Raw genomic sequence first — 21,009 nt, forward strand, 5'->3', positions numbered from 1 at the left:
TCGAACACGCGGACATCCGCAATGCGGACGGGCGCGTCGTAATTGTGCGCCGTTTCAGCCTGGATATTCTCAAACCGCTTGGCGGAATACTCGACCGACCGGGCGCGCAGCATTTCATCATGCGTTTCCAGACCGTCCCGCAAGATGGCAAAGCGCGGCGAAATAACGCCCACAAACGCATCACTCGAATCCATCAGAATGTAAGTCGGGTTCAACTCGATCCCGGACAGTGCGTAAGCGCTGATCGCCACATCTCCTTCCGGCCCGGCGACGGTCAGGTCCTCCATCTTTTCAAGCTGAAGTGTACCGCCAGGCAAAACACCAACGGATTGATCGGCATCTGCCATCAGTATCCGGGCATAAAGCCACAGGGCGTAAGGGCTGGCATTCTGGGCCACGTAGAGCGTCGCCGAATCAAGCGTGCGGGAATCGCTGCCGGTCGCATCTGTCCACCTCGCCTGAAGGCCATCCTGTGAGAAGGACTCCTCTACCTTGTTCCCAAACGTCGTCGCGCCGGTGATATCCCAGTCCACCGGCAGTCCGGACGAGTCCAGCGTTACCGTCTCGAGAAGGGTCGGGCCGCGACCATTGTTGCGGTACTCAAAGTCCACCTTGGTCACACCGCCGGAATGGTCGACATTCAGGTGGCCGATCTCGGTTCCCGAAACGAACACTTTGAACGCTTCTGTCCCGGTCAAGGCTGGTAACGGCGCGGCGGTGGACACAACTTCTGGCGTGGCCGCGACGACGGGCGCCGTCTCAGCCACCGGCTTCGCACAGCCGACCGCCAGCAGGCCGAGAATTGATGATGCCAATAGTGTTGTCCTGATACCCATGTCGCGCTCCCTTTTGTCCAGTCCTAGCCGGGGAACACCGGGCCCTACAAGGTTCATTCAATGGCGGCGCACGTGCCGCACCCCGTATTTCCCCTGATTGCGGCCTGCGCCGCTGCCCCAGACACTGGCCATCCGCTCGAAACACAGGAGAGCGACATGGACGGAAATTTTCCAGCTCCCGACCTTGTGGAAGGTCAAGCCGACGCCGCCTTCCGCGCCGAGGTGGATGCATTTCTCGACGCTGAACTGACCGAGGAACTGCGCGCAGCCGGTCGGGAAACCACCGGGCTGAAATCGCCGCGCTGGGCCTGCGAGGCTTGGCGCAAGCGGCTAAACGCGCGGGACTGGTTTGCTCCCTCATGGCCTGTTGAATATGGCGGCGCAGGCTGGAGCGCCGAACAACGGCTCTATTTCGAAAATGCCTCAGCGGCCCGCGATGCGCCCATTGTTATGAATTCCGGTGTACGCACGATTGGTCCGCTGATCATTGCCGAAGGCTCAGACGAACAGAAAGCGCACTACCTGCCCGCCATCCTGAATGGCGAGCACGAATGGTGCCAAGGCTTTTCTGAGCCCCAGGCCGGGTCAGACTTGAGCGCGCTTGCCCTGCGTGCGACCCGTGACGGTGACGAATTTGTGTTGAACGGCACCAAGGTCTGGACGAGCTTTGCCCAATACGCCACCCACATGTTCCTGCTGGCACGATCCAGGCCGGGCAGCACGGGTCGTGGCGGACTTGTCTTCCTGCTGGTGGAAATGAATCGACCCGGAATCCGTATACGTCCGATCGAGTTCATTAGCGGCGAACAAGAGACAAATGAAGTTTTCTTCGACGATGTCCGCACTCCAGTCGCTGATCGGGTGGGCGAGATCGATGAGGGCTGGCCGGCAGCAAAAGCCTTGATGGCGATTGCCCGCTCCAACAACACAACGACCGGCCTGCTGAGACGGGCATTGCGAGCAGCAGCGCGCGGGGTGGCTGGAAACGCGTCATCACAGCAGTTGCTGGAACTGGCCATGAGAGTTGATGCCTTCGAAGCCCTTGAGGCGCGCGCCGCCGACGGCGAGATACCCATCAGCGCCGCGGCGACATCGTCGATCCTGAAACTGCTCGCGACGGAATTGCATCAGGCCATCACCAAAGTCGGGCTCGACCTGTCACCGAACAGCCAGTTCGCGCAGGCAAAATATCTCTCCACGCGCGCCGCGACGATCTATTCCGGCACGAGCGAAGTGCACCGAAACATTCTGGCCCATGCCATTGGCTGTCCCTAGTCCTCGGCGTCCACTTCCATGATGTCTGCCATTGGGAGGCCGGCCGCAGCTATGCCGACATTGCCACATTCTTCATCGAACACGGACGGCGCACCGGAAACGCCGACGCCACCGATCAACTCGCCGCCTTCCAGGTGGATCGGCAGTCCGCCACGCCAATTGGCCACGTCTCCCGGGCCAATGCCCCACTCTGCGGTCATGGCCGTGGCATAGCCGTATTTGCCAGCTGACTTACCTTTCCACATGGCAATGTCGGACACGCCTGCGGATGCATCATCCATGCGCGCAAAGGCCCGCAAATTGCCGTGTTGGTCATAGACCGCGATCGCCACCGCCTGCGCATTGGCTTCGGCATGATCGATACACGCCGTAACAATCGTGCCAGCGGTTTCGAGCCCCATTGTGGGCTTGGCGTCCTGAGCCTGCGCGACCAGTCCGGCGGCGGCAAACAGTGTGGCCGTAATCAGTGTTCGGCGCATGATGCGTCCCTCCCTTTGTGTGGAAGGCAACGCTAGACGGGGACGACCGGCTTGGCCAGATGGAATTCAAACGAGCGCATTATCTTTCGATTTGGCGCGCGCCGCAATCCCATCATAGACAAACTCCTCGCCGTCCAGATCTATGAGCGGCATCTCGTCTTTCTCGCGCCAGTAATCCTGCGAGTGTTGCCAGATGTCATGCGCGCCACGTTTGGGCATCAAGTGAAGTGATCGCATCATGTAGCCAGGATTGAAATTGTCCGTATCCATCCAGGGCAGGATATCCATCCTCTTGTCTTCCTCGCGCAATTCGACACGCACTTCCTTTGCACCGATATCATCCATATGCTTCAGCATGCGGCTGATAAAATCCCCCATAATATCTACACGCAACGTCCAGCTGGCGCGGAAATAGCCAAACACCCATGCCATGTTGGGCACGCCGGTGAACATCATTCCGCGATAGGTAACCGTCTGGCTGAAGTCGATGGGCGCTCCATCTTTGGAAAACGGGATGTCTCCCAAGACCGACAGGTTGAAGCCCGTCGCCGTGATGATGATGTCAGCCTCAAGCTCTTCGCCCGATTTCAGCAGGATGCCCTTTTCAGTGAAGTGATCGATATGATCGGTGACGACGCTGGCCTTGCCACTTGCGATGCCCTGGAACAGGTCCCCATCGGGCACAAAGGCGATGCGCTGTTGCCACGGGCGATAGTGTGGCGTGAAGTGCGGATCGATCGGGTAGTGAGGCCCAAGGAATTCGCGCACACCCTTGAGCAACTCGGCTCGCACAAGATCCGGCTGTTCCTCTGCCAGGTTCATGAACTTCGTCTGATCAAACAGGACCCGGCGGCGGATGATCTGGTGGATCCATGCCGGATCAACATTTTGCTCGCGCAGGGCATCCGCCAGCTCATTCACATTGCGGCCGGGCGTGAAATAGGTCGGCGAGCGCTGCAATAGCGTGACATGTTCGCAATCCTCGGCGATGGCAGGCACGATTGTCGCTGCCGTGGCGCCGGAACCGATGCAGATAACTTTCTTGCCTTTGAGATCGACATCTTCTGGCCAGGTCTGGGGGTGGATGATCTGCCCCCGGAAGTCCTCCATGCCGTCCCATTCGGGCGTGTAGCCCTTCTGATGATTGTAGTAGCCTTGGCACATCCAGAGAAAGTTTGCGGTGAAAGTCTGCGTGTCGCCCGTATCTTCGCGCTTGGCGGTTACCGTCCAGAGCTTGTCACGGGATGACCAGTCGGCACCGATGATCCGGTGATTATACCGGATGTGGCGATCCAGACCGTTCTCCTCGATCACTTCGCCCATATACGTCATGATCTCTTGCGCCGCCGCGATGGGCGCACCGGTCCACGGCTTGAAACGGTAGCCGAAGGTATAGAGGTCACTGTCTGAGCGGATACCGGGATAGGTATGCGTGCGCCATGTACCACCGAAGCCGCCCTGGGCTTCAAGCACGCAGAAACTCTTGTCCGGGCTCTGGTGTTGCATGTGCCATGCTGCGCCGACGCCCGAAATCCCTGCGCCAATGATCAGCACGTCAAAATGTTCTGCGGGCGTGGCGGGCAATGTGGGCATGATTTCCTCCGGAGTGCCGGGCCTTTTTGTCTAGCCCTGATCTTGCTGACTTCATTGAACCAGCTTGTTGATCTCATATCACTCAGGAATAGCCCCTATTGTAAGGCGTGACCTCGCGGCAGGGCGCGTGCTGCAGGCGGTGCCTTCACCTCGCCCAATTCCTTCGGCATTTAGCTTGCTGGAAACCCGAATTCAGGTATCTGGAAAACATGGCGAAGACACCACGCAAAACGCCCAAAAAGGCGGCCAAGACGGGCGGATCGCAGGCGATTAAGGTGCCGCGGTCACGCTTTGGCTTTCTCGGCACACGTGCTGGCCGTTACCTGATGCTGTTCATCCTTGTCGTGATGCTGATTGGCGCTGGGTGGGCCTTCTGGAAATGGCGTTCGCTTTATTTTGGCATGCCGAGCCTGCCGCCGGTCGCTGAGCTGTGGGACGCCAAGCGTGAAGCCGCGATCGAATTCGTTGACCGCGATGGCAACACACTGGACGTGCGTGGGCCGCGCTATGGCCGCGCGACTGATATTAACCGCCTGCCCCCGCACGTGCCGCAAGCCTTCATCGCCGCCGAAGACAAGCGCTTCTACGAGCATGATGGGGCAGACGACGCCGCCATCGCACGTGCAGCCTGGTCGAACATGCGCGCCGGGGAGACCGTGTCCGGTGCGTCCACGATCACCCAACAGCTCATCAAGAACCTTGTTCTGGACAGCCGTCAGACCATGTCCCGCAAGGCGCAGGAAATGAAACTGGCGCGCGAACTCGAAAAGAAGCTCGGCAAGGACGAAATTCTCACGCTCTATCTGAACCGGGTCTATTTCGGCGCCGGCCTTTATGGGATCGACGCGGCCTCACGCTATTATTTCGGCAAGCCGCCGGAAGACTTGTCCATACCGGAAGCTGCCATTCTGGCTGCGCTGCCCAAGGCGCCGTCAAAACTGAATTTGCGGGAGAACCTGGAAGGCGCCAAGTCACGCCAGCTCTATGTTCTGGAACAAATGGCCGATCTTGGCTTCATCACGGCCGATGAAGTGACCGACGCCATTGAGACCGACATCACCATCATCGACGCGCCCGCCTATGATCCCCAACTTGGCTATGTGATGGACACGGTTGCCGACCGGGTGAAGCTTATGCTGCCGCGGCCGCCGGGTGATATGGTGGTGACCCTGTCGCTCGATATCGAGATGCAGGACAAGATACGCGCAAAGCTGGACGCGCGCATGGAGAAAGATGGCAAGGACGCAAAAGCGAGCCAGGCCTCTGCCCTCGTTATCGACCGCGATGGTCGCGTTGTGGCGCTGGTCGGCGGGCGCGATTTCACCGAGTCAGAATTCAACCGTGTGACGCAAGCCAAGCGTCAGCCGGGCTCCAGTTTCAAGCCCTTTGTCTATGCCGCGGCGCTGGAGAATGGTTATTCACCCTATGACGTATTCGAGGATGCCCCGCTCGCCATTGGCAAATGGCAACCCGAAAACTATGGCGGCGGCTTCCTGGGGCCCATGACATTGAGCGAGGCCATGGCGCGCTCAACCAATACGATTGCCGCTGAACTGACGCAGGAAGCCAGCGAAGAAAGCGTCATCAATATTGCACGTCGCTTTGGCATCACGACGCCGCTGCAGCCGTTCCCCTCCATTGCGCTGGGCAGCCAGGAAGTTTCATTGTGGGAAATCACCCGCGCATTTGGCACGTTCCAGTCGGGCGGGCTGCGCATGGATCCGTGGCTGATCGAGAAGATCGAAAATTCGCGCGGCGATGTGCTCTACACGCGTCCCGATTATAATCGGGACCGGGTCTATGATCATGAGCTTGCCAAGGAAATGAACGGCATGCTCGCCCGCGTCGTCAATGCCAGGTTCGGAACCGGCCGCCGTGCGCGGTTTGGCAACTGGATGGTCGCCGGCAAGACCGGCACCAGCCAGGACTGGCGCGATGCCTGGTTCATCGGATTCACCAACGCATATGTCGGGGGCGTTTGGGTCGGCAATGATGATGACAGTCCCATGGCAAAGGTTTCCGGGGGCGGTCTGCCAGCCGATCTCTGGTCGGACATCATGGAAATCGCCCATGCGGGTATGCCGCCAGAGCCCCTGCTTGGCGCAGAAGCGGGCATTGAAATGAGCGAAGCCGCCGAAGAACGCGTGACCTTCTATCGCGGGATGGCGCAGGCGTTTGGTACAGCGTCAAGCTCGCGCAGCGGAACCAGCAACGGCGTGCGGATCATCCGCCAATAGATGCGGTATGATGGCCGGGACTTTCCCGCGCCGGACAAACCCATTAAAGACCGCGCATGTTTGATACTGCTGTCTATGAAACCCTGATGCTGGCCCTTGATGACGGGGCCGTAACCTTGCCCGATGAGGGGCCGATCCTGTTCCTGCGCGCAGAGCTGTCGCCGCATCTTGCACGCCTCCCGAAAGAGCGCCTTGTCTGCCAGAACAGTTTCAAGCCGGATCATGAGGCACTGGAGGCTGCCGGGTTTGATGTCCTGCCGCCCGAGACCGAGACCTTCCCGGCCACACAGCTGACCCTGCTCCTGCCACCTCGCCAGAAGGATGAGACACGCGCCCTATTCGCCCGCGCCCTGCGCGATGCGCCGGAGGGCGGCGTGATCCTCGCCTGCCTGCCCAACACGCTCGGCTCCAAGACGATCGAGAAACTGCTGCGCGAGATCGCCGGCGAGACAGAGGCGCATTCAAAGAACAAGTGCCGCGCCTTCTGGACCGTCAAGAACAGCTCACAGATAAATACCGACCTGATGGAAGAGTGGATCGCGCGCGATGCACCACAGGAAATGGAAGCCGGTGTGTGGAGCCGCCCTGGCCTGTTCTCCTGGAACCGGATCGATGCAGGGTCTGAACTGCTTGCAGACAGCGTACCGGAAAACATTCGCGGGCGCGGCGCAGATTTTGGCGCAGGCCAGGGATTCCTGTCCCGCGAGATCCTCCAGCATTGCCGACATGTCGAGCACATGACCCTGCTGGAAGCTGAACATCGCGCCCTGCCCTGTATTGCGCAAACTCTATCCGGCTTTGAAAACTGGGACATGAAATGGGCAGATGCGACAAAAGAAGGTGGCAGCACACTGTACGATTTCATCGTAATGAACCCACCTTTCCATGTTGGTCGCGCCGATGCCGCATCGCTGGGTCAGGATTTCATACGTTCTGCCGCAAAGGCGCTCCGTGGCAGCGGGCAACTCTGGCTGGTTGCCAATCGTCACCTGCCCTATGAAGAAGTTCTTGGCGAATGTTTCAAGACGTTCGAAATGCTGGAAGACTCAGGCGGCTACAAGATTCTTCGTGCGGAAAAACCAAAGCGGAAGCGATGAAGCCTGATCGTCAGCTTGCAAAGTATTTGGCGAGCCTGGGCTATGGCAGCCGCAAGGAAATGGAGGCCGCGATCCGCGCAGGCCGCCTAACCGGCGCAGGCGATGATCTTCGCTTCGACGACGAACCGCTCGACCCGGCGCCCGGCATGGTGTTGATCATGAACAAGCCAGCGGGCTTTACCTGCTCGCGGGCCGACCAGGGCCGACTGGTCTATGAATTGCTTCCATCACGCTTCCTCCAACGCAGCCCGCCCCTCTCAACGATCGGGCGACTGGATGCAGACACGACAGGACTTTTGCTGTTCACGGATGATGGTAAACTGCTTCACAAACTGATCTCACCAAAATCAGCAACCGAGAAAACCTATGAGGCATCTCTGGCGCGCCCGCTGGAGGGTCATGAGGCAGAGCTGTTTGCCAGCGGCACGCTAATGTTGCGAGGTGAAGAGAAACCTCTATTGCCAGCGCGTCTCGAAGTCACCGGCGAGCGCTCGGCGCGCCTGACCATTACGGAAGGCCGATACCATCAGGTCCGCCGCATGTTTGCTGCCGCAGGCAATCACGTAGAGGCCCTACACCGCGCCAGCTTTGGCGCGCTGGAGCTTGGCGGTCTTCCGGAAGGCGAGTGGCGCGTGCTGGATGAAGACGGCCTTGCACGGCTTGGTGCATGAAAAACCCCGCACGTCCGAAGACGCGCGGGGCAAGTCGCCAGGGTCAGGGGCCTAGTTCTTGGTCAGACCCAGCGACTCGACCGTAGAGATGGTCAGGTAGCCAACCGGCAAATTGTTGGACCGCTGGTAGGATTCCATTGCGGTAAGCGTGGCCGGGCCGAATTCACCATCGACCGGGTTCGAATAGCCCGCATCGGAGAGCGCCTGCTGAACGCTGCGGATCTTGGACGAGGTCGCGTTGGTATCACAGAGGACTTCACGCCACTCCAGAGCGCCACCGCCGCTGACGACGCGCTTGTCGATCGTCTTGTATGTGGCTGGAACAACGAGGGTTTCCTCGCTGGCTGGCGTGACCAGTTTCTCGACAGTCACAGTATTGTAGACAGCCGGCACGATCTCTTCGACCACTTGTGCTTCTTCAACCACGACTTCCTTGGTCACGGTTTCGTAGGTGGCCGGAATGGTGCGGGTTTCCGTGCGCTCTGGCGAAAGGAGACGTGTGCGCGTCACGGTTTCGTACTCGGCTGGCACTTCGACACGGCACAGCAATTCGCCCGTGGAAACCCCATTGGATGACGCCGATGCGTCCGTCGCGCGACCGTACAAGCCATTGCCAGGCTTCCAGGTCGTGTAGGCTTCGCGGATGAGAACCTGCTCTGTATAGGTCTCATATTCTGCCGGAACGACGGTGGTTTCGATGCGCTCAGGTGCCACGAGCACCTGCTCGGTGACAGTCTCGTATGTCGCCGGGATAACGCGGATGTTCTTTGTTTCTTCCTTGACCAGAACCTGCTCGGTCACGGTCTCATAAGTTGCAGGAACCAGCTTGATTTCGGTGCTTTCCGGGCGGTCAACAACTTGTTCCGTCTGAACATTGATCTGCTCAGGAATCAAAACCCGCGCATAGCATGTACCCGGATCGGATGCCGGCGGATAATCGCTGGATTCAGCCGCAGATGCGGCGCCCACAAGCGTGGCAACAGCAACGGAGGCGATGAGAGTTTTCTTTGACATGATTTGTCCCCTATTCACACGCATAATTCGTTCTCGAATTAACGCGCACCAAGATAAAGCCGGGGGAACGATTGTTTTGTCATGTGTCCCCCCAACACTTTGTCACCCGTCAGCCTGGCGATTAAGACGCCGGTGCTGAGGCAACGCGGACACAGATGAAAGTTTCGCAATGAACGCTACCTGAACGCCGGCCGGATTTACTGCAATCGACTGCATTTCTCGTCCCGCATCGCATACGGAAGGTAGAATTTTGCATGCGCAGAACGCGCATTCCGGAATGAACGGGGCCTTTGGTCAAACTTCACCAGTGAAGTTTTCGGGCGTCGGTTCTGGTCCAAAATCCTGCGGGCCCGTGCACCCAGACACCGCATGCGCCCCCTAGCGCGAACCTGTAGCACACGCTACATCGCGCCTATGGCACAGCCCCCATTGATCACCCTGAACGACCTTCGCCTCACCTTTGGCGGCAAGCCCTTGTTTACGGGGGTTAGCTTTTCCCTATCCAAGGGCGAACGAGTCGCGTTGGTCGGGCGAAATGGTGCCGGCAAGTCGACTTTGATGAAAATCATCTCCGAAAGTGTCGAATCCGACAGCGGAGACGTCTGGCGTCAGCCTGGCATCACCTATGCCATCGTTTCCCAGGAACCGAGTCTGGCCGGATACGAGACGGTTCTGGACTATGTATCGGAAGGCCTAGAGGCCAGCTACATGGCCGAAGCGGAGCTGATGGAATTCGGCGTCGATGGCGCGGCAGACCCAACCACCCTGTCGGGAGGACAACAGCGCCGCGCGGCCCTTGCCAAAGCATTCGCGCGCGAGCCTGATGTCCTGTTGCTGGACGAACCGACCAACCATCTCGATGTGCCCATGATCGAAACACTGGAGCGTCGCCTCAAAGGTTTCAATGGCGTCGTCTTGTTGGTCAGCCACGACCGACGCTTCCTGGAGAATGTCTCGACCAACACACTCTGGCTGCGTCAGGGCAAGGTACTGAAAAGCCCGGAAGGCTATTCCAAGTTCGATGAATGGGCCGAACAGGTCGAGCAGGAAGAGGAACGCCAGCTTCGCCGCATGACGACACAGCTGAAAGATGAGCATCATTGGCTGGCGCGCGGCGTGACCGGACGCCGCAAGCGCAACCAGGGCCGCCTAGCCCGGCTGAAACAGATGCGCGTACAGCATGCCGAAATGCGTGGCGCGCTACAGGACCGCAAGAATACGGCCGACCTGTCAGTCTCCAGCGGTGATTCAATGAGCAAGAAGGTGATCGAGGCCAAGGGTCTGTCGAAGACCTTTGACACGCCAAACGGCCCGCTCATGATTGCCGAAGACCTTTCCCTGCGCATCCTGCGGGGCGACCGGATCGGCATCATCGGCCCGAACGGCGCAGGCAAGACAACACTGGTACGCCTGCTGTTGGGTGAAATCGAACCGGATGCGGGCAGTGTACGCCAGTCCAAGACGCTGGAAGTTACCTATCAGGACCAGACGCGCGACACGCTGAACCCGAAAGACACTGTCTGGGAAGCGCTCGCACCGGCGGGCGGTGACTCCATCATGGTGCAGGGCAACCAGCGCCATGTCGCCGCCTATGCCAAGGACTTCCTGTTCAAACCGGAACAGTTGCGTCAGCCCGTCGGCGCTCTCTCTGGCGGTGAGCGCAATCGGCTCGCGCTCGCCATTGGCCTCGCCAAATCATCCAACTTGATGGTGATGGATGAACCGACCAATGATCTCGACATGCAAACGCTGGAATTGCTGGAGGACATGCTGCTCTCCTATGACGGCACGCTGATCCTGGTCAGCCACGACAGGGCCTTTCTGGATGCCACGGTGACGAGTTGCCTCTGCCCCGTAGGCGACGGTAAATGGGTGGTCACCGCAGGCGGTTGGACCGATGCGCAGGATCAGCTGAAGCATTTCCGCCAGCAGGACGAGACCACCCAGAAATCCGAGAAGGCCAAAACTGAAACCGCGCGTCCGAAGCCGCAGAAGAAGCTCTCCTACAAGGACGAGCATCGCCAGAAAGAGATCAACGCGCTGATCCCGAAACTGCAGGCGGAGATCAAGACCCTCGAAGCCAAGATGGGCGACCCGGAGCTGTATACGCGCGACCCGGATGCGTTTGCGAAGGCATCGGCCCGGATAGGCGCTGCGCGGGATGAACTCGACATGATCGAAATGGAATGGCTGGAAATCGAGGAAAAGCGCGAAAGCCTGTCCGGCGCCTGAACAACCTTTCCTTAAGACAGGCTGCCTAGGATTCGCCGACGATTGAGGGAGTCTTTCGAAATGCGCCTTTTTCCAGCCCTTTTGCTCGCCGCCTGCTTCAGCCTGCCTGTCATGGCCGACAGCCTGGAGGCTGAGCCGGCATCGGCTGAAGCGATACAAGCCACTCCGGGCCAGCAGCCTGGCATCTACCGCTTTGGCGCGACCTATGAATTTACAAACACCGCAAATGTCGATGACTGCCAACAGCTCTGCAATACGCGGTCTGCCTGTCTAGCCTGGAGCTACATAGCTGCACTCGATGAAGGCGCTTCGCGCTGTGAGCTTAAACGCGGCGCAGGTAAGGTCGAGCGCAATCCGCTCGCGACCTCCGGTCTGTCTTCCCGGCACGAAGATCGCCATCAGCCTGTGCTTGAAGTTCAGGAAGAATTACAGGGTGGATCGGACTTCGCCTCCCCGCCAAGCGACAAGCCGGAGCCGCTGACGGCACCAGACCCATCCTGAACGTGTGGCTCTCCTCTAGGCGCGAATGAAATCTAGCAGGTCTGGATTGATGAGCTCAGAATGCGTTGTGCACATTCCGTGCGGCAAGCCCTCATAGATCTTCAGCACCGAACCCTCGACAAGGTCTGCGGCCTTGCGGGCGGTAAGGTCGAGCGGAACAATCTGGTCATCGTCCCCATGCATGATCAGTGTGGGCACTTTGAGAGCCTTCAGGTCTTCAGTGAAGTCCGTCTCGGAGAAGGCGGCGATACAGTCATAGTGCGCCTTTGCGCTACCCATCATGCCCTGACGCCACCAATTGTGGACCATTGCCTCCACCGTCTCGACATGATCCCGGTTGAATCCGAAAAACGGACCGCTTGGGACATCGAGAAAAAAGCTGGCGCGATTGTCTGACAATTGCCTCCGGAAATCATCGAAGACGTCCATGGGTATGCCATCCGGATTGTCCGCCGTTTTCAGCATCAAGGGTGGGACCGCGCCAATCAGCACGGCTTTGGCAGCCCGGTCCCCGCCATGTTGGGACACATAACGCGCCACCACCCCGCCGCCTGTCGAATGTCCGACATGAACCACATTTGTCAGGTTTAGCGCTGTAACGAGGTCGTCCGTGTCCGCGGCATAGGTATCCATGTCGTTGCCAGTCCAGGTTTCCTGCGACCGACCATGACCGCGGCGGTCGGCTGCGATCACCCGATATCCCTCGGAGAGAAAGAACAGCATCTGATTGTCCCAGTCGTCAGCCGTCAAAGGCCAGCCATGATGGAACATGATGGGTGGCGCCTCGACCGGGCCCCAATCCCTGTAGAAGATCTCAGTCTCATCTCGCGTCATGATATACGGCATGCTGATCTCCTTCCGTAATGACGGAAAGATACACCAGAATCGTGACATTTGATACGCCACCGAAACGAGATTTCAGAATATCTTTCGGCGTGCGCCAGCAGAACTAGACTAGACGTTCCTTGGTAGCCGTGAAGCGAATGTCCGGGTTCTTTTCCTGAGCATAGCCCACATCCCAGGCATTCTTCGCCAGATAGACCGGGGCGCCATCCAAATCTGTTCCGCTGGCGGACTTGTTCCTGTCCAGGAAGTCTTCCAGCTTCTTGTCGTCATCTGAACTCATCCAGCGCGCGACATTGTAGGGTGCAGGCTCGAAGACGACTTCAAGATTGTATTCCGCGGCTACCCGCTCCGTCATCACTTCAAACTGAAGCTGACCAACCGCGCCGACAATCATGTCGGAGCCGATCGCCGGCTTGAAGAGTTGGGTTACCCCTTCTTCGGCAAGGCTTTCGAGTGCCTTGCGCAAATGCTTGGCTTTCATCGGATCTTTCACCCGGGCGCGGCGCAGCAGTTCGGGGGCAAAGTTCGGAATGCCTCCAAACTGGATATCTCCGCTCTCAGAGAGGCTATCACCAACACGCAACTGGCCATGGTTCGGCACGCCAATGACATCGCCCGCATAAGCCGTCTCCGCAATCTCGCGGTCTTGGGCCAGGAACATCATTGGATTGTGGATGTTCAGCTGTTTGCCGGCTGTCGTCTTCAAGCGCATGCCGCGCTTGAACTCGCCGGAGCACAGCCGCAAGAAAGCCACCCGGTCACGATGGTTCGGATCCATGTTTGCCTGGATCTTGAAGACGAAGCCGGAGACTGGCTTGTCGCCCGCATGGATCATCACGGGCTCACCTTTTTTCTCGGCCTTCTGATCGCGCGGCGCGGGCGCATAGGAATGCAGTGTACGCAGCAATTCCAGAACGCCAAAATGGCGCAGCGCCGAACCGAACACGACCGGCGTCATATGTCCGCCGAGAAAGGCTTCAATGTCGAATTCCGGCAACAGGGTCGTCGCCATTTCCGCGCCTTCGCTAAGCTCGTCAAAAACGCTTTCATCCAGCGCGCCTTTGAGGGTGGCGTCGTCGCCCTGGATGCGCTCGGCTGCGCCAATGCGGGGTGCTTCTCCGGGCTTGCGTTCAAAGACGCAGAATTCCTGCTTCTGGAGGTCCATCATGCCTGAGAAACGCTGGCCACTGGCCGCGGGCCAATAGAGGGGTGCGGTATCCAGCTGCAGCTTGTCCTGGATTTCGTCCAGCAAAGCGATCGGATCCTGTGCTTCGCGGTCCATCTTGTTGATGAAGGTCACGATGGGAATGTCGCGCAGGCGGCACACTTCGAACAGTTTCAGCGTCTGTGGCTCGATGCCCTTTGCGGCATCCAGCACCATCACGGCACAGTCAGCCGCGGTGAGCGTGCGGTAAGTATCTTCGGAGAAGTCTTCGTGGCCTGGCGTATCGAGCAGATTGAATACCAGACCGTCGAACTCGAACGTCATGACCGAGGCAGAGACCGAGATGCCGCGATCCCGCTCGATCTTCATCCAGTCCGACGTCGTGCGGCGAGCCTGCCCACGCGCAGCAACTTCACCGGCTGCGCGGATGGCACCGCCAGCAAGCAGCAGATTCTCCGTCAGCGTCGTCTTACCGGCGTCCGGGTGGGAGATGATGGCAAAGGTGCGCCGGCGGGCGGCTTCCTGTTCATGGGACATGTGATCTGGGCTCTTTCGTGCTGGGCAGAGGCCCTAGCCCATTTGAACCGCCGAATGAAGCACCAGTATCAGGCTGCGTTCGGCCAGATCTCTCGCACATCCGGGGCTTTTCCCTCGCGATGGTGCCGGTCCCGCAGGGATTCCAGGATGGTTTCTGGCAAAATGGTCAGGCGAGGTTCGCCGACAACGTCCCCGAAAATCGGGAAAAGCACAGCATTGGCGCCGGTCTTGGCGATGATCAGGGACCCAAGATCCTGCAGGAGGGAGTCTTCCAAGGGAATGTGCTCTTTCAGATGCTCGCCAACGACCCGGCTGGCGAAATTCAGCGCTTCGCGTGCCCGCATGCCGTAAGGGTCTCCGCAGCCAAGCGACTGCCACCGTTTGGCAAGGTGCATTTCGGGTATTTCGATCTCGGTGATCTGATCATTTATCAGAAACAGCATGACTTGGCGCGCCCCAACTAGAATTCAGGCCGAAGCTGCCCTCTCACGGTTAATAAAGACCTACTGCCGGTTAAAGAGTTCTGTGAATCTGCGGCCTTGGTTGGCGCCTATTCGGGACTGTCCACATGCTCGGTCAGGAAGTGCCTGCCGTCCCGGTCCTCGATCTCGATAGCCCAAAGATCGGGGTCGCGATCCCGCGCCTTGCGCACATGGGCGTCCACAGTCGCTTCCTCAGGCCCGATCCCCTGCACACGCAGGTCAATAAAGATGCGTTCGCCCTCCATATTCATGCTGGGCACATAGACAGCCGCAGTGCCATCCAGACGCGCGACCTTGATCAGAACATCACCACGTTCGGCGTCGCCCTTTTGCAGTACAAATGCTGCTGCCCCCGCAACCTGCGCCCGCCGGACCAGTGCTTCGACCCAGAGCTTCGTGGGCAATCTTTCCATCATCATGGTCCGAAATCCTGTTGCGGGCCGCCTGCCCGGTTGTTGCGGATGGGAAGCTTCATAGACGCGTTCAGGCCAATCCGGAAAGCGGCTAGCTTACTGTGCGGCGTCTTCCATAGGCTGGATGTCGGCCGGGTTGGCGCGTGGCAGGCTCACTTCGACCTTGGTGCCCTTGCCGGGCGCGGAGTCGATCACGACCTGACCGCCATGCAACTGGGCGAAGGAATTCACCACGGCAAGACCCAGCCCGGTGCCCTGACGACCTTTGGAATTGCTGCCTTGAGAGAATGGCTCAAGCACTCGGCGGACATCTTCCGATGACATACCTGCGCCCTTGTCGGTGACGCTCAGCACGGTCGCATTTCCTTCGTCGCGCGCATCCAGCGTGACCGTGCCGCCGGAAGAGGAATACTTGATCGCATTGGAAACGAGGTTCTGCCAGATCTGGCGCACGGCGCGCGCATCAGCTTCCGCCCAGACTTCGCTGGTTGCCTTCAGTTTCAGTTTGACGCCAGCACGTTCAGCCTGGTTGTCGAGCTGTCTCAGGATGGATTGCGCAGACGCCGTCAGGTCAACCGGCTCCGGCTCCAGCCGCTGACGGTCGGCCTCGGCCTTCGCGAGGTCCAGAATATCATCGACCAGCAAGAGCAAGTCCTGTCCGCTCTCATGAATGATTTCCGGATAGTCCTTGTAGGGCTCAGGCATCGGCCCGCGAATGCCGGCCCGCATCATGTCGGCATAGCCAAGAATGGCATTGAGCGGGGTTTTCAGTTCATGGCCAAGGGACGCGAAAAAGGCCGTCCGACCTTTCAGGCGCGCTTCAGCCTCTGCCAGTCTGGCACGTGTATCCAGCGTCATTGCCCGCGCCTCAGTCAGGTCCCGCAGCACCAGCACCGCACCGGCCTCATGGGCTTCCGCGACGAATGCCACCTCGCGCCCATTGCTCAGGGTGACTTCGCCATGCGTGCGGCCATTGGCGGGCTTCAATAGGCTGACTTCCTTTTCGTCCTGCAGCAGGTTCGCGAGCAAGCCGCCTGCCCTCACATTGTCCAGGCCCAACAAGTCGCCGCTGAGCGTTCGGATACGACCAAACTCAGACACATCGAGCAGCAACAGGCCGGACTCTTCCGGCAGGCCCACATCCTGTCGGATAGTCACCATCTCCGTCGTCGTCTCTGCTGGCATTGCAGCTTCTTCCTCGCGAGCCTTCAGGAACGTCCAGGCCAGCAATCCGATCATGACCAGACCTGCAAAAGCCAGCAACATGGCCGGCACCTGATACGCGCTTTCCGGATTGGTGGGCGGCAACAGGCCGAGCCGCACCATGACGGCGGTGGCAAGGAAGGCGAACGCCCCGAAAATGGCAGCTTCGGCCGCCATGCCGGGCTTACCCAGATTCATCGCCGTCAGCGGTGCGATGGCAAACAATATGGTCAAAGGCGACAAGGCCGCACCGGTCGAGGCGATACCGAGCATGGCCAACAGTGTCCAACCGATCACCAGAAATGGCCCGATGAGATCCTCAGCGCGTATTTTGGAATGCAACAGCGCTGCCCCCACCACGCCCGGAAGCGCAGCGAGGCCGAGTCCGGCCAGGAGCGCGTTATCGGCAAGCCCGCCTATTAACGCTGAGATCCCCAGTGCCACTGTCAGGACGAGCCAGACAAGATGGATGAACTGTAATCTCTTTCGCATCAGTTCGGGCAAGTCGTTAACACCCCGGTGAGATTCCTTAGGCATTCTGCCTGTGTCACGCATACTTTGCTGTATTTGTAATGTGTGCAGCAGGCAAGGTGAGGTTCCCCATGGGGGGAAGTTCATGCAACACTGTCGCGTGACGCGTGAGGGAGAAGTAGCACATGAAATCCATCAGAATGATCGGTACTGCAGTGGTTGCCCTTGGCTTGGCCATGGGGGCATCAGCGCAGTCAGGGGATCCGATTTCGGAATCGGCCGCCGTATATGGGACATACCAGTCCGATGTCACGGATGTGAAAGAGAAACCTTTCGCCTCCGCCAAAGACATCGACCACGCCCTGAACTCTCTGGGCGGGCACAATCCCGACCAATTGTCGAAGGGGTGGATCTCCTATTCCGCCTTGATCGCCTCACAGGACCCTGAATACCGGGCCGCTGTTCGCGACATTGCAAGTTTCTACGGCAACGACGCGCTGCTGACCGGCCTGAAGAATGATGTGCGCTATGCACGCCAGCTCAGTGGCGGCGACAATGCGGTCAGCTCATCGCTCGCCGCAACAGAAGCCGACAGCCAGCGCCTCAGCGCCACGGCGGCCTATGTGAAAGAACAAGCCTACAGCCTGCAAGGCTCCGGCTGGGCGAAAGCCAAGATCGGAAACTCCGGCGCAAAAGCGACACGACTGAACAGCATCCAGACGGTCGGCACGCCCGCCCGCGGCCAGCTGATCTCCGCCTTCTCGGCCTCTGACATAGACAGCATCCTGGCCGGTGCCGGACGTTCCGGCGCGCCATCGCTGTGGGACAATGTCTCCGGTGCAGCTGACGCGATTCGCTTCCCGGCCGCCGTCACCAGCGGCCTTGGCCTGTCCAAGAAAAAGCGTGTGCAGTACGGCAAGGAGCCTGTGGCCGACCAGATCGCCACGCTTGCGGCCTACCGCATCCTCGGCCAGACGGCCGCCTCGTCCAGCCAGGTAAACTCCGCCATGGCTGAGCGCGAAACCCGCGGCTGCCTGAACATGGCAAACCTGAACCTGCAGCAATGTGTTGCTGCAGCGAACCAGCAATATGAAGTTCCGTTCTGCATTGGGGAGCACGCGCTCGCCGACGTCGGACAATGCATTGGCGGCGTCTACCAATAAGCCCCAGCAAACAAGTCTCTCTCTCGCCCCCGGCACCACAATCGGTACCGGGGGTTTCTTTTTTAGAGAAGATGCCCCATCTGGCGGTCATGACCATTGCTGAAACTGCTGATGAAATCCGTGAAGAGTTTTCCTGGCTCGACGATTGGGAAGCGCGCTATGCGCACATCATCGATCTGGGTAAGGCGAACCCCGCGCTAGAGCCGGAAGAGCGCACCGAAGAGACGCGGGTGCGTGGCTGTGCGTCACAGGTCTGGATGGTGACCGATCTTGAGGACGGTCGCATGAAGGTGCGGGCAGAATCCGACGCGATGATCGTATCCGGTCTGATCGCCTTGCTGGTCCGGCTCTATTCCGGCGCGCAGCTGGAAGAAATCAACGGATTTGACGCCAAGACCCTGCTGGACGAGATCGGCGTCAGCGGCGCGCTCACGGCTCAACGCTCGAACGGCCTCGCCTCCATGCTGGAACGTATTCGCCATGATGCTCAGGCCGGGCTGTCGACCACTCGCGAAAGCTCGTAGGCCACGGCCAATTGGGCAAGCGCCTCCTGCGCAACCTGTTTCACATCTTCGGCTTTCATGCGCCACCGCGCCGTCAGCGCTGTGACAGTTGCCCGGTCGATCAGCAAATCCTCCAGCTGTCGCATGGCCAGCACACCCATCTCCGTTTCCAGCTCGGCCAAACGATCCGACGCGCGCTGGTGTGTGGATTTGTCAAAGACCGGGCGTGCGCGAGCGGAAGCCGGTTGGCTGGCGCGAATGAACTCATCCCGGTAGCGCCCCGCCGCCGCACTTTGTCGGATCACTTCCGGCGCATGCGTGTCGGCAACCAACTCAACCATCAATCCATGTCGACAATCCGCGCGCACATTCAGCCAGTCTGACGGCCGGGAGGTTGCACGCGAATCCCACTCAACCATCAGTGTGGGTCCGGCGGCCAACCTGTCCGGAAACGCGACCTGCGCCCGAAGGCACGCGTCGGCCTTCAGCCGCGCGATAATGTGCGGCGACACCCAACCGGCGACTTGTCGCCGTGTGTCCGGGCCGCGATAGGCCAGATATGTCTGCCGCACCGGCGCAACCATGCCACCATGCGTCAGCACCGTCCGCAACCGATACTCGGTCAGGATCCTCCGCATGGCCATTGCCTAGACCGCCATCGCAGCGCTATCGAGCACGACCACGCTCGACAGGCCGACGGCCAATTGCTCGATCCAGACATCGAAATCCGGATCATCGCGGCAATCCTCGATGAGGTTGCAGCCATAGGCGACCGTGGTGCGATCACGGTTGAAGGCGCGGGCCACGCGGCTGAGGCTCATGCCCAGCGCCGTGCGCAACAGATACATGGCAATCTGGCGGCCACGCGCTTCTGCGGGGGAACGGCGTTGGCGGCTGAGGATCGCTTCAGTCTTCAGGCCCAACGCGTACGCTGTCAGTGCAGCGGCGAGATACGCTCTGTCCTCGTCTTTCTGGGGATCGAAATCCTGCATGTCTTTCTCCTGTGATGACAGGCATCAGACTACCCGCTTTCTCGAGGTGTAGGATAACTTTCCTATTACGACAAGTTGAATGCCCGCAATGTCTGGGGATTGCGGCGCGGGCACAGACAGGTTTTCGAGGGATAGGGCCCCTGAACGCAAACGGCGCAGCCTTGTGGGCCGCGCCGTTTCTGCGTTTTATTGAACCTGGTTCGCTTCGCCTGCCTAGGCGGCGGCACGATCATGGTTGCCGGTGATGCCCTTGCCGGCCGGGTCCGGACGGCCCTTTTTTGGGCGGGCGCGCACCAGTTCATCATGGCAAAGCACTTGAGTCAGCTGACCGTCAGGTCCGGCCAGTGGCAAACGTGTCCAAGCATGCATGCGACCATCTTCCTGTTCTATCATCCCGCCAACAGGCGCGCCGCGCTCAAGCGCTGCAGCGAGGCCGAGGCAATAGGCTTCACCATGGTCGCCCAGGACATCCTCGATCTGGCGGCCACGGGCCTCCATACCGAAAATCTCACGCAGACGGGAACCAGCGATTCGAAACCGCCCGGTGCCGAAGCGATCGAACTCCACAATGGAGATACTGGCGAGCATGGCGCGGAACTGGCCCGGATCCATTGATTCGCGCCGCACGAGACCGTGCGAATCGCGCAAGCCACACCAGTATTCGATCAGCTTCTGCTGCGAATCGGTTACGCCTTTGAAGACATTCTGTTTGGTCATTTCAGTCACCCCCAGGTGATTCGATAGAATCACCTATCGCGCGAGTTGAGTCGCGGATCAAGAGTCCTGGTGATTTTTTCTTAACCATTCCTACCAAATGCTTTCATTTCGATGCCGAAACAAAAGTATTCGGTTTTGAATACTAGTCGCGCTCGGACTTACCGAGCCCCATTTGCTTGGCGAGCATTGAGCGTTGCTTCGAATAACCCGGCGCGACCATTGGATAATCGCCCGGAAGCCCCCACTTCTCGCGGTATTCTTCGGGCGTCATATCGTATTTGGTGCGCAGATGGCGTTTCAGGGATTTGAACTTCAATCCGTCTTCCAGACAGATCAGATACTCCTCGCCAATGGATTTCCGGATAGATACAGCAGGCTTGAGTGGCTCCGAAATTTCGTCGGTCCCCCGCACACCTTCCAGCGATGAATGGACCAGCCGGATGAGTTGCGGCAGCTCTTCGGCTTGCAACGTATTGTTGCTCACATAGGCCGCAACAATTCTCGTTGTCATCTCCAGGAACTCAATCCTGTCGGTCATTGCATGCTCACTATCAGCCATCTCGCATCCCCGTCATTGCGATT

20 protein-coding genes and 1 pseudogene are annotated in these 21,009 nt (G+C 59.2%); 8 read left to right on the forward strand and 13 right to left on the reverse strand.

Going from position 1 to position 21,009, the window contains the following annotated elements; genetic code table 11:
- Positions 1-836, reverse strand: a pseudogene (locus B4F73_RS01115) (amidohydrolase); the annotation flags it as partial.
- Positions 837-896: 60 nt separating this feature from the next.
- Between B4F73_RS01115 and B4F73_RS01120 the strand changes: the two are divergent.
- Positions 897-2,111, forward strand: coding sequence for an acyl-CoA dehydrogenase family protein (locus tag B4F73_RS01120; RefSeq protein WP_290482320.1), 1,215 nt, complete (start codon positions 897-899; stop codon positions 2,109-2,111).
- Here the strand turns inward: B4F73_RS01120 and B4F73_RS01125 are convergent.
- Both B4F73_RS01125 and B4F73_RS01130 read right to left on the reverse strand, forming a co-directional pair.
- A complete protein-coding gene (locus B4F73_RS01125) occupies positions 2,108-2,590 on the reverse strand; it encodes a GlcG/HbpS family heme-binding protein (protein ID WP_206991065.1) in 483 nt (160 codons plus the stop codon). The two genes, B4F73_RS01120 and B4F73_RS01125, sit on opposite strands and share 4 nt — an antisense overlap.
- Positions 2,591-2,656: 66 nt before the next feature.
- Positions 2,657-4,183, reverse strand: coding sequence for a flavin-containing monooxygenase (locus B4F73_RS01130; protein ID WP_290482321.1), 1,527 nt, complete (start codon positions 4,181-4,183; stop codon positions 2,657-2,659).
- A 209-nt stretch (positions 4,184-4,392) separates the two neighbouring features.
- Here B4F73_RS01130 and B4F73_RS01135 point away from each other — a divergent pair, with 209 nt between their 5' ends.
- Genes B4F73_RS01135 through B4F73_RS01145 form a run of 3 tightly spaced genes read left to right on the forward strand, consistent with a single transcriptional unit; the run spans position 4,393 to position 8,188 of the window.
- Positions 4,393-6,420 (forward strand): transglycosylase domain-containing protein, encoded by a 2,028-nt coding sequence (locus tag B4F73_RS01135; RefSeq protein ID WP_290481206.1) that lies wholly within the window; start codon positions 4,393-4,395, stop codon positions 6,418-6,420.
- A gap of 56 nt (positions 6,421-6,476) precedes the next feature.
- A complete protein-coding gene (locus B4F73_RS01140) occupies positions 6,477-7,517 on the forward strand; it encodes a class I SAM-dependent methyltransferase (RefSeq protein ID WP_290482322.1) in 1,041 nt (346 codons plus the stop codon).
- Positions 7,514-8,188 carry a pseudouridine synthase gene (locus tag B4F73_RS01145; RefSeq protein ID WP_290479745.1) on the forward strand — a complete coding sequence of 225 codons (675 nt, stop codon included), beginning with the start codon at positions 7,514-7,516 and terminating at the stop codon, positions 8,186-8,188. The genes B4F73_RS01140 and B4F73_RS01145 overlap by 4 nt, the downstream gene beginning before the upstream one ends.
- A gap of 51 nt (positions 8,189-8,239) precedes the next feature.
- Here the strand turns inward: B4F73_RS01145 and B4F73_RS01150 are convergent, their stop codons facing one another.
- Complete coding sequence (locus B4F73_RS01150; RefSeq protein WP_206991070.1) at positions 8,240-9,202, reverse strand: peptidoglycan-binding domain-containing protein; 963 nt, start codon at positions 9,200-9,202, stop codon at positions 8,240-8,242.
- Between the two features lie 405 nt (positions 9,203-9,607).
- Here B4F73_RS01150 and B4F73_RS01155 point away from each other — a divergent pair, with 405 nt between their 5' ends.
- Together B4F73_RS01155 and B4F73_RS01160 are read left to right on the forward strand one after the other, a co-directional pair.
- Positions 9,608-11,434 (forward strand): ABC-F family ATP-binding cassette domain-containing protein, encoded by a 1,827-nt coding sequence (locus tag B4F73_RS01155; RefSeq protein ID WP_349677861.1) that lies wholly within the window; start codon positions 9,608-9,610, stop codon positions 11,432-11,434.
- A 60-nt stretch (positions 11,435-11,494) separates the two neighbouring features.
- Positions 11,495-11,935: a PAN domain-containing protein gene (locus B4F73_RS01160; protein WP_290482323.1), complete on the forward strand. Its 441-nt coding sequence runs from the start codon at positions 11,495-11,497 to the stop codon at positions 11,933-11,935.
- A 15-nt stretch (positions 11,936-11,950) separates the two neighbouring features.
- Here B4F73_RS01160 and B4F73_RS01165 read toward each other — a convergent pair whose 3' ends face one another.
- The 5 genes from B4F73_RS01165 to B4F73_RS01185 all read right to left on the reverse strand — a co-directional run bounded on the left by B4F73_RS01165 (position 11,951) and on the right by B4F73_RS01185 (position 17,118).
- Positions 11,951-12,781, reverse strand: a complete 831-nt coding sequence (locus B4F73_RS01165) for an alpha/beta fold hydrolase (protein ID WP_290482324.1) — start codon at positions 12,779-12,781, stop codon at positions 11,951-11,953.
- Between the two features lie 103 nt (positions 12,782-12,884).
- Entirely contained in the window at positions 12,885-14,483 is a 1,599-nt protein-coding gene (locus tag B4F73_RS01170; RefSeq protein ID WP_206991074.1) for a peptide chain release factor 3, read from the reverse strand.
- Between the two features lie 68 nt (positions 14,484-14,551).
- Positions 14,552-14,926, reverse strand: a complete 375-nt coding sequence (locus B4F73_RS01175) for a hypothetical protein (protein ID WP_034811071.1) — start codon at positions 14,924-14,926, stop codon at positions 14,552-14,554.
- Between the two features lie 107 nt (positions 14,927-15,033).
- Positions 15,034-15,384 (reverse strand): DUF1491 family protein, encoded by a 351-nt coding sequence (locus B4F73_RS01180; RefSeq protein WP_290479748.1) that lies wholly within the window; start codon positions 15,382-15,384, stop codon positions 15,034-15,036.
- Positions 15,385-15,474: 90 nt separating this feature from the next.
- Positions 15,475-17,118 carry a sensor histidine kinase gene (locus tag B4F73_RS01185; RefSeq protein WP_290482325.1) on the reverse strand — a complete coding sequence of 548 codons (1,644 nt, stop codon included), beginning with the start codon at positions 17,116-17,118 and terminating at the stop codon, positions 15,475-15,477.
- Between the two features lie 119 nt (positions 17,119-17,237).
- On the opposite strand from B4F73_RS01185, the gene B4F73_RS01190 reads away from it, so the two are divergent.
- On the forward strand, positions 17,238-18,215 hold the full coding sequence (locus tag B4F73_RS01190; protein ID WP_034811067.1) for a hypothetical protein: 978 nt from the start codon (positions 17,238-17,240) through the stop codon (positions 18,213-18,215).
- Between the two features lie 89 nt (positions 18,216-18,304).
- Positions 18,305-18,739, forward strand: a complete 435-nt coding sequence (locus B4F73_RS01195; RefSeq protein ID WP_290482326.1) for a SufE family protein — start codon at positions 18,305-18,307, stop codon at positions 18,737-18,739.
- On the opposite strand, the gene B4F73_RS01200 is transcribed toward B4F73_RS01195, so the two are convergent.
- From B4F73_RS01200 to B4F73_RS01215, 4 genes are all read right to left on the reverse strand, one after another.
- Entirely contained in the window at positions 18,703-19,362 is a 660-nt protein-coding gene (locus B4F73_RS01200) for a hypothetical protein (protein WP_290482327.1), read from the reverse strand. The genes B4F73_RS01195 and B4F73_RS01200 overlap by 37 nt on opposite strands.
- Before the next feature lie 3 nt (positions 19,363-19,365).
- Positions 19,366-19,710, reverse strand: a complete 345-nt coding sequence (locus B4F73_RS01205; protein ID WP_290482328.1) for a helix-turn-helix domain-containing protein — start codon at positions 19,708-19,710, stop codon at positions 19,366-19,368.
- 213 nt (positions 19,711-19,923) lie between these two features.
- Positions 19,924-20,427: a PAS domain-containing protein gene (locus B4F73_RS01210; RefSeq protein WP_206991078.1), complete on the reverse strand. Its 504-nt coding sequence runs from the start codon at positions 20,425-20,427 to the stop codon at positions 19,924-19,926.
- Positions 20,428-20,569: 142 nt separating this feature from the next.
- Positions 20,570-20,965: a MucR family transcriptional regulator gene (locus B4F73_RS01215; RefSeq protein ID WP_290479754.1), complete on the reverse strand. Its 396-nt coding sequence runs from the start codon at positions 20,963-20,965 to the stop codon at positions 20,570-20,572.
- Positions 20,966-21,009 lie beyond the last annotated feature (44 nt).

Source organism: Hyphomonas sp. UBA3601 (genome assembly GCF_002375605.1).
GTDB lineage: Bacteria > Pseudomonadota > Alphaproteobacteria > Caulobacterales > Hyphomonadaceae > Hyphomonas.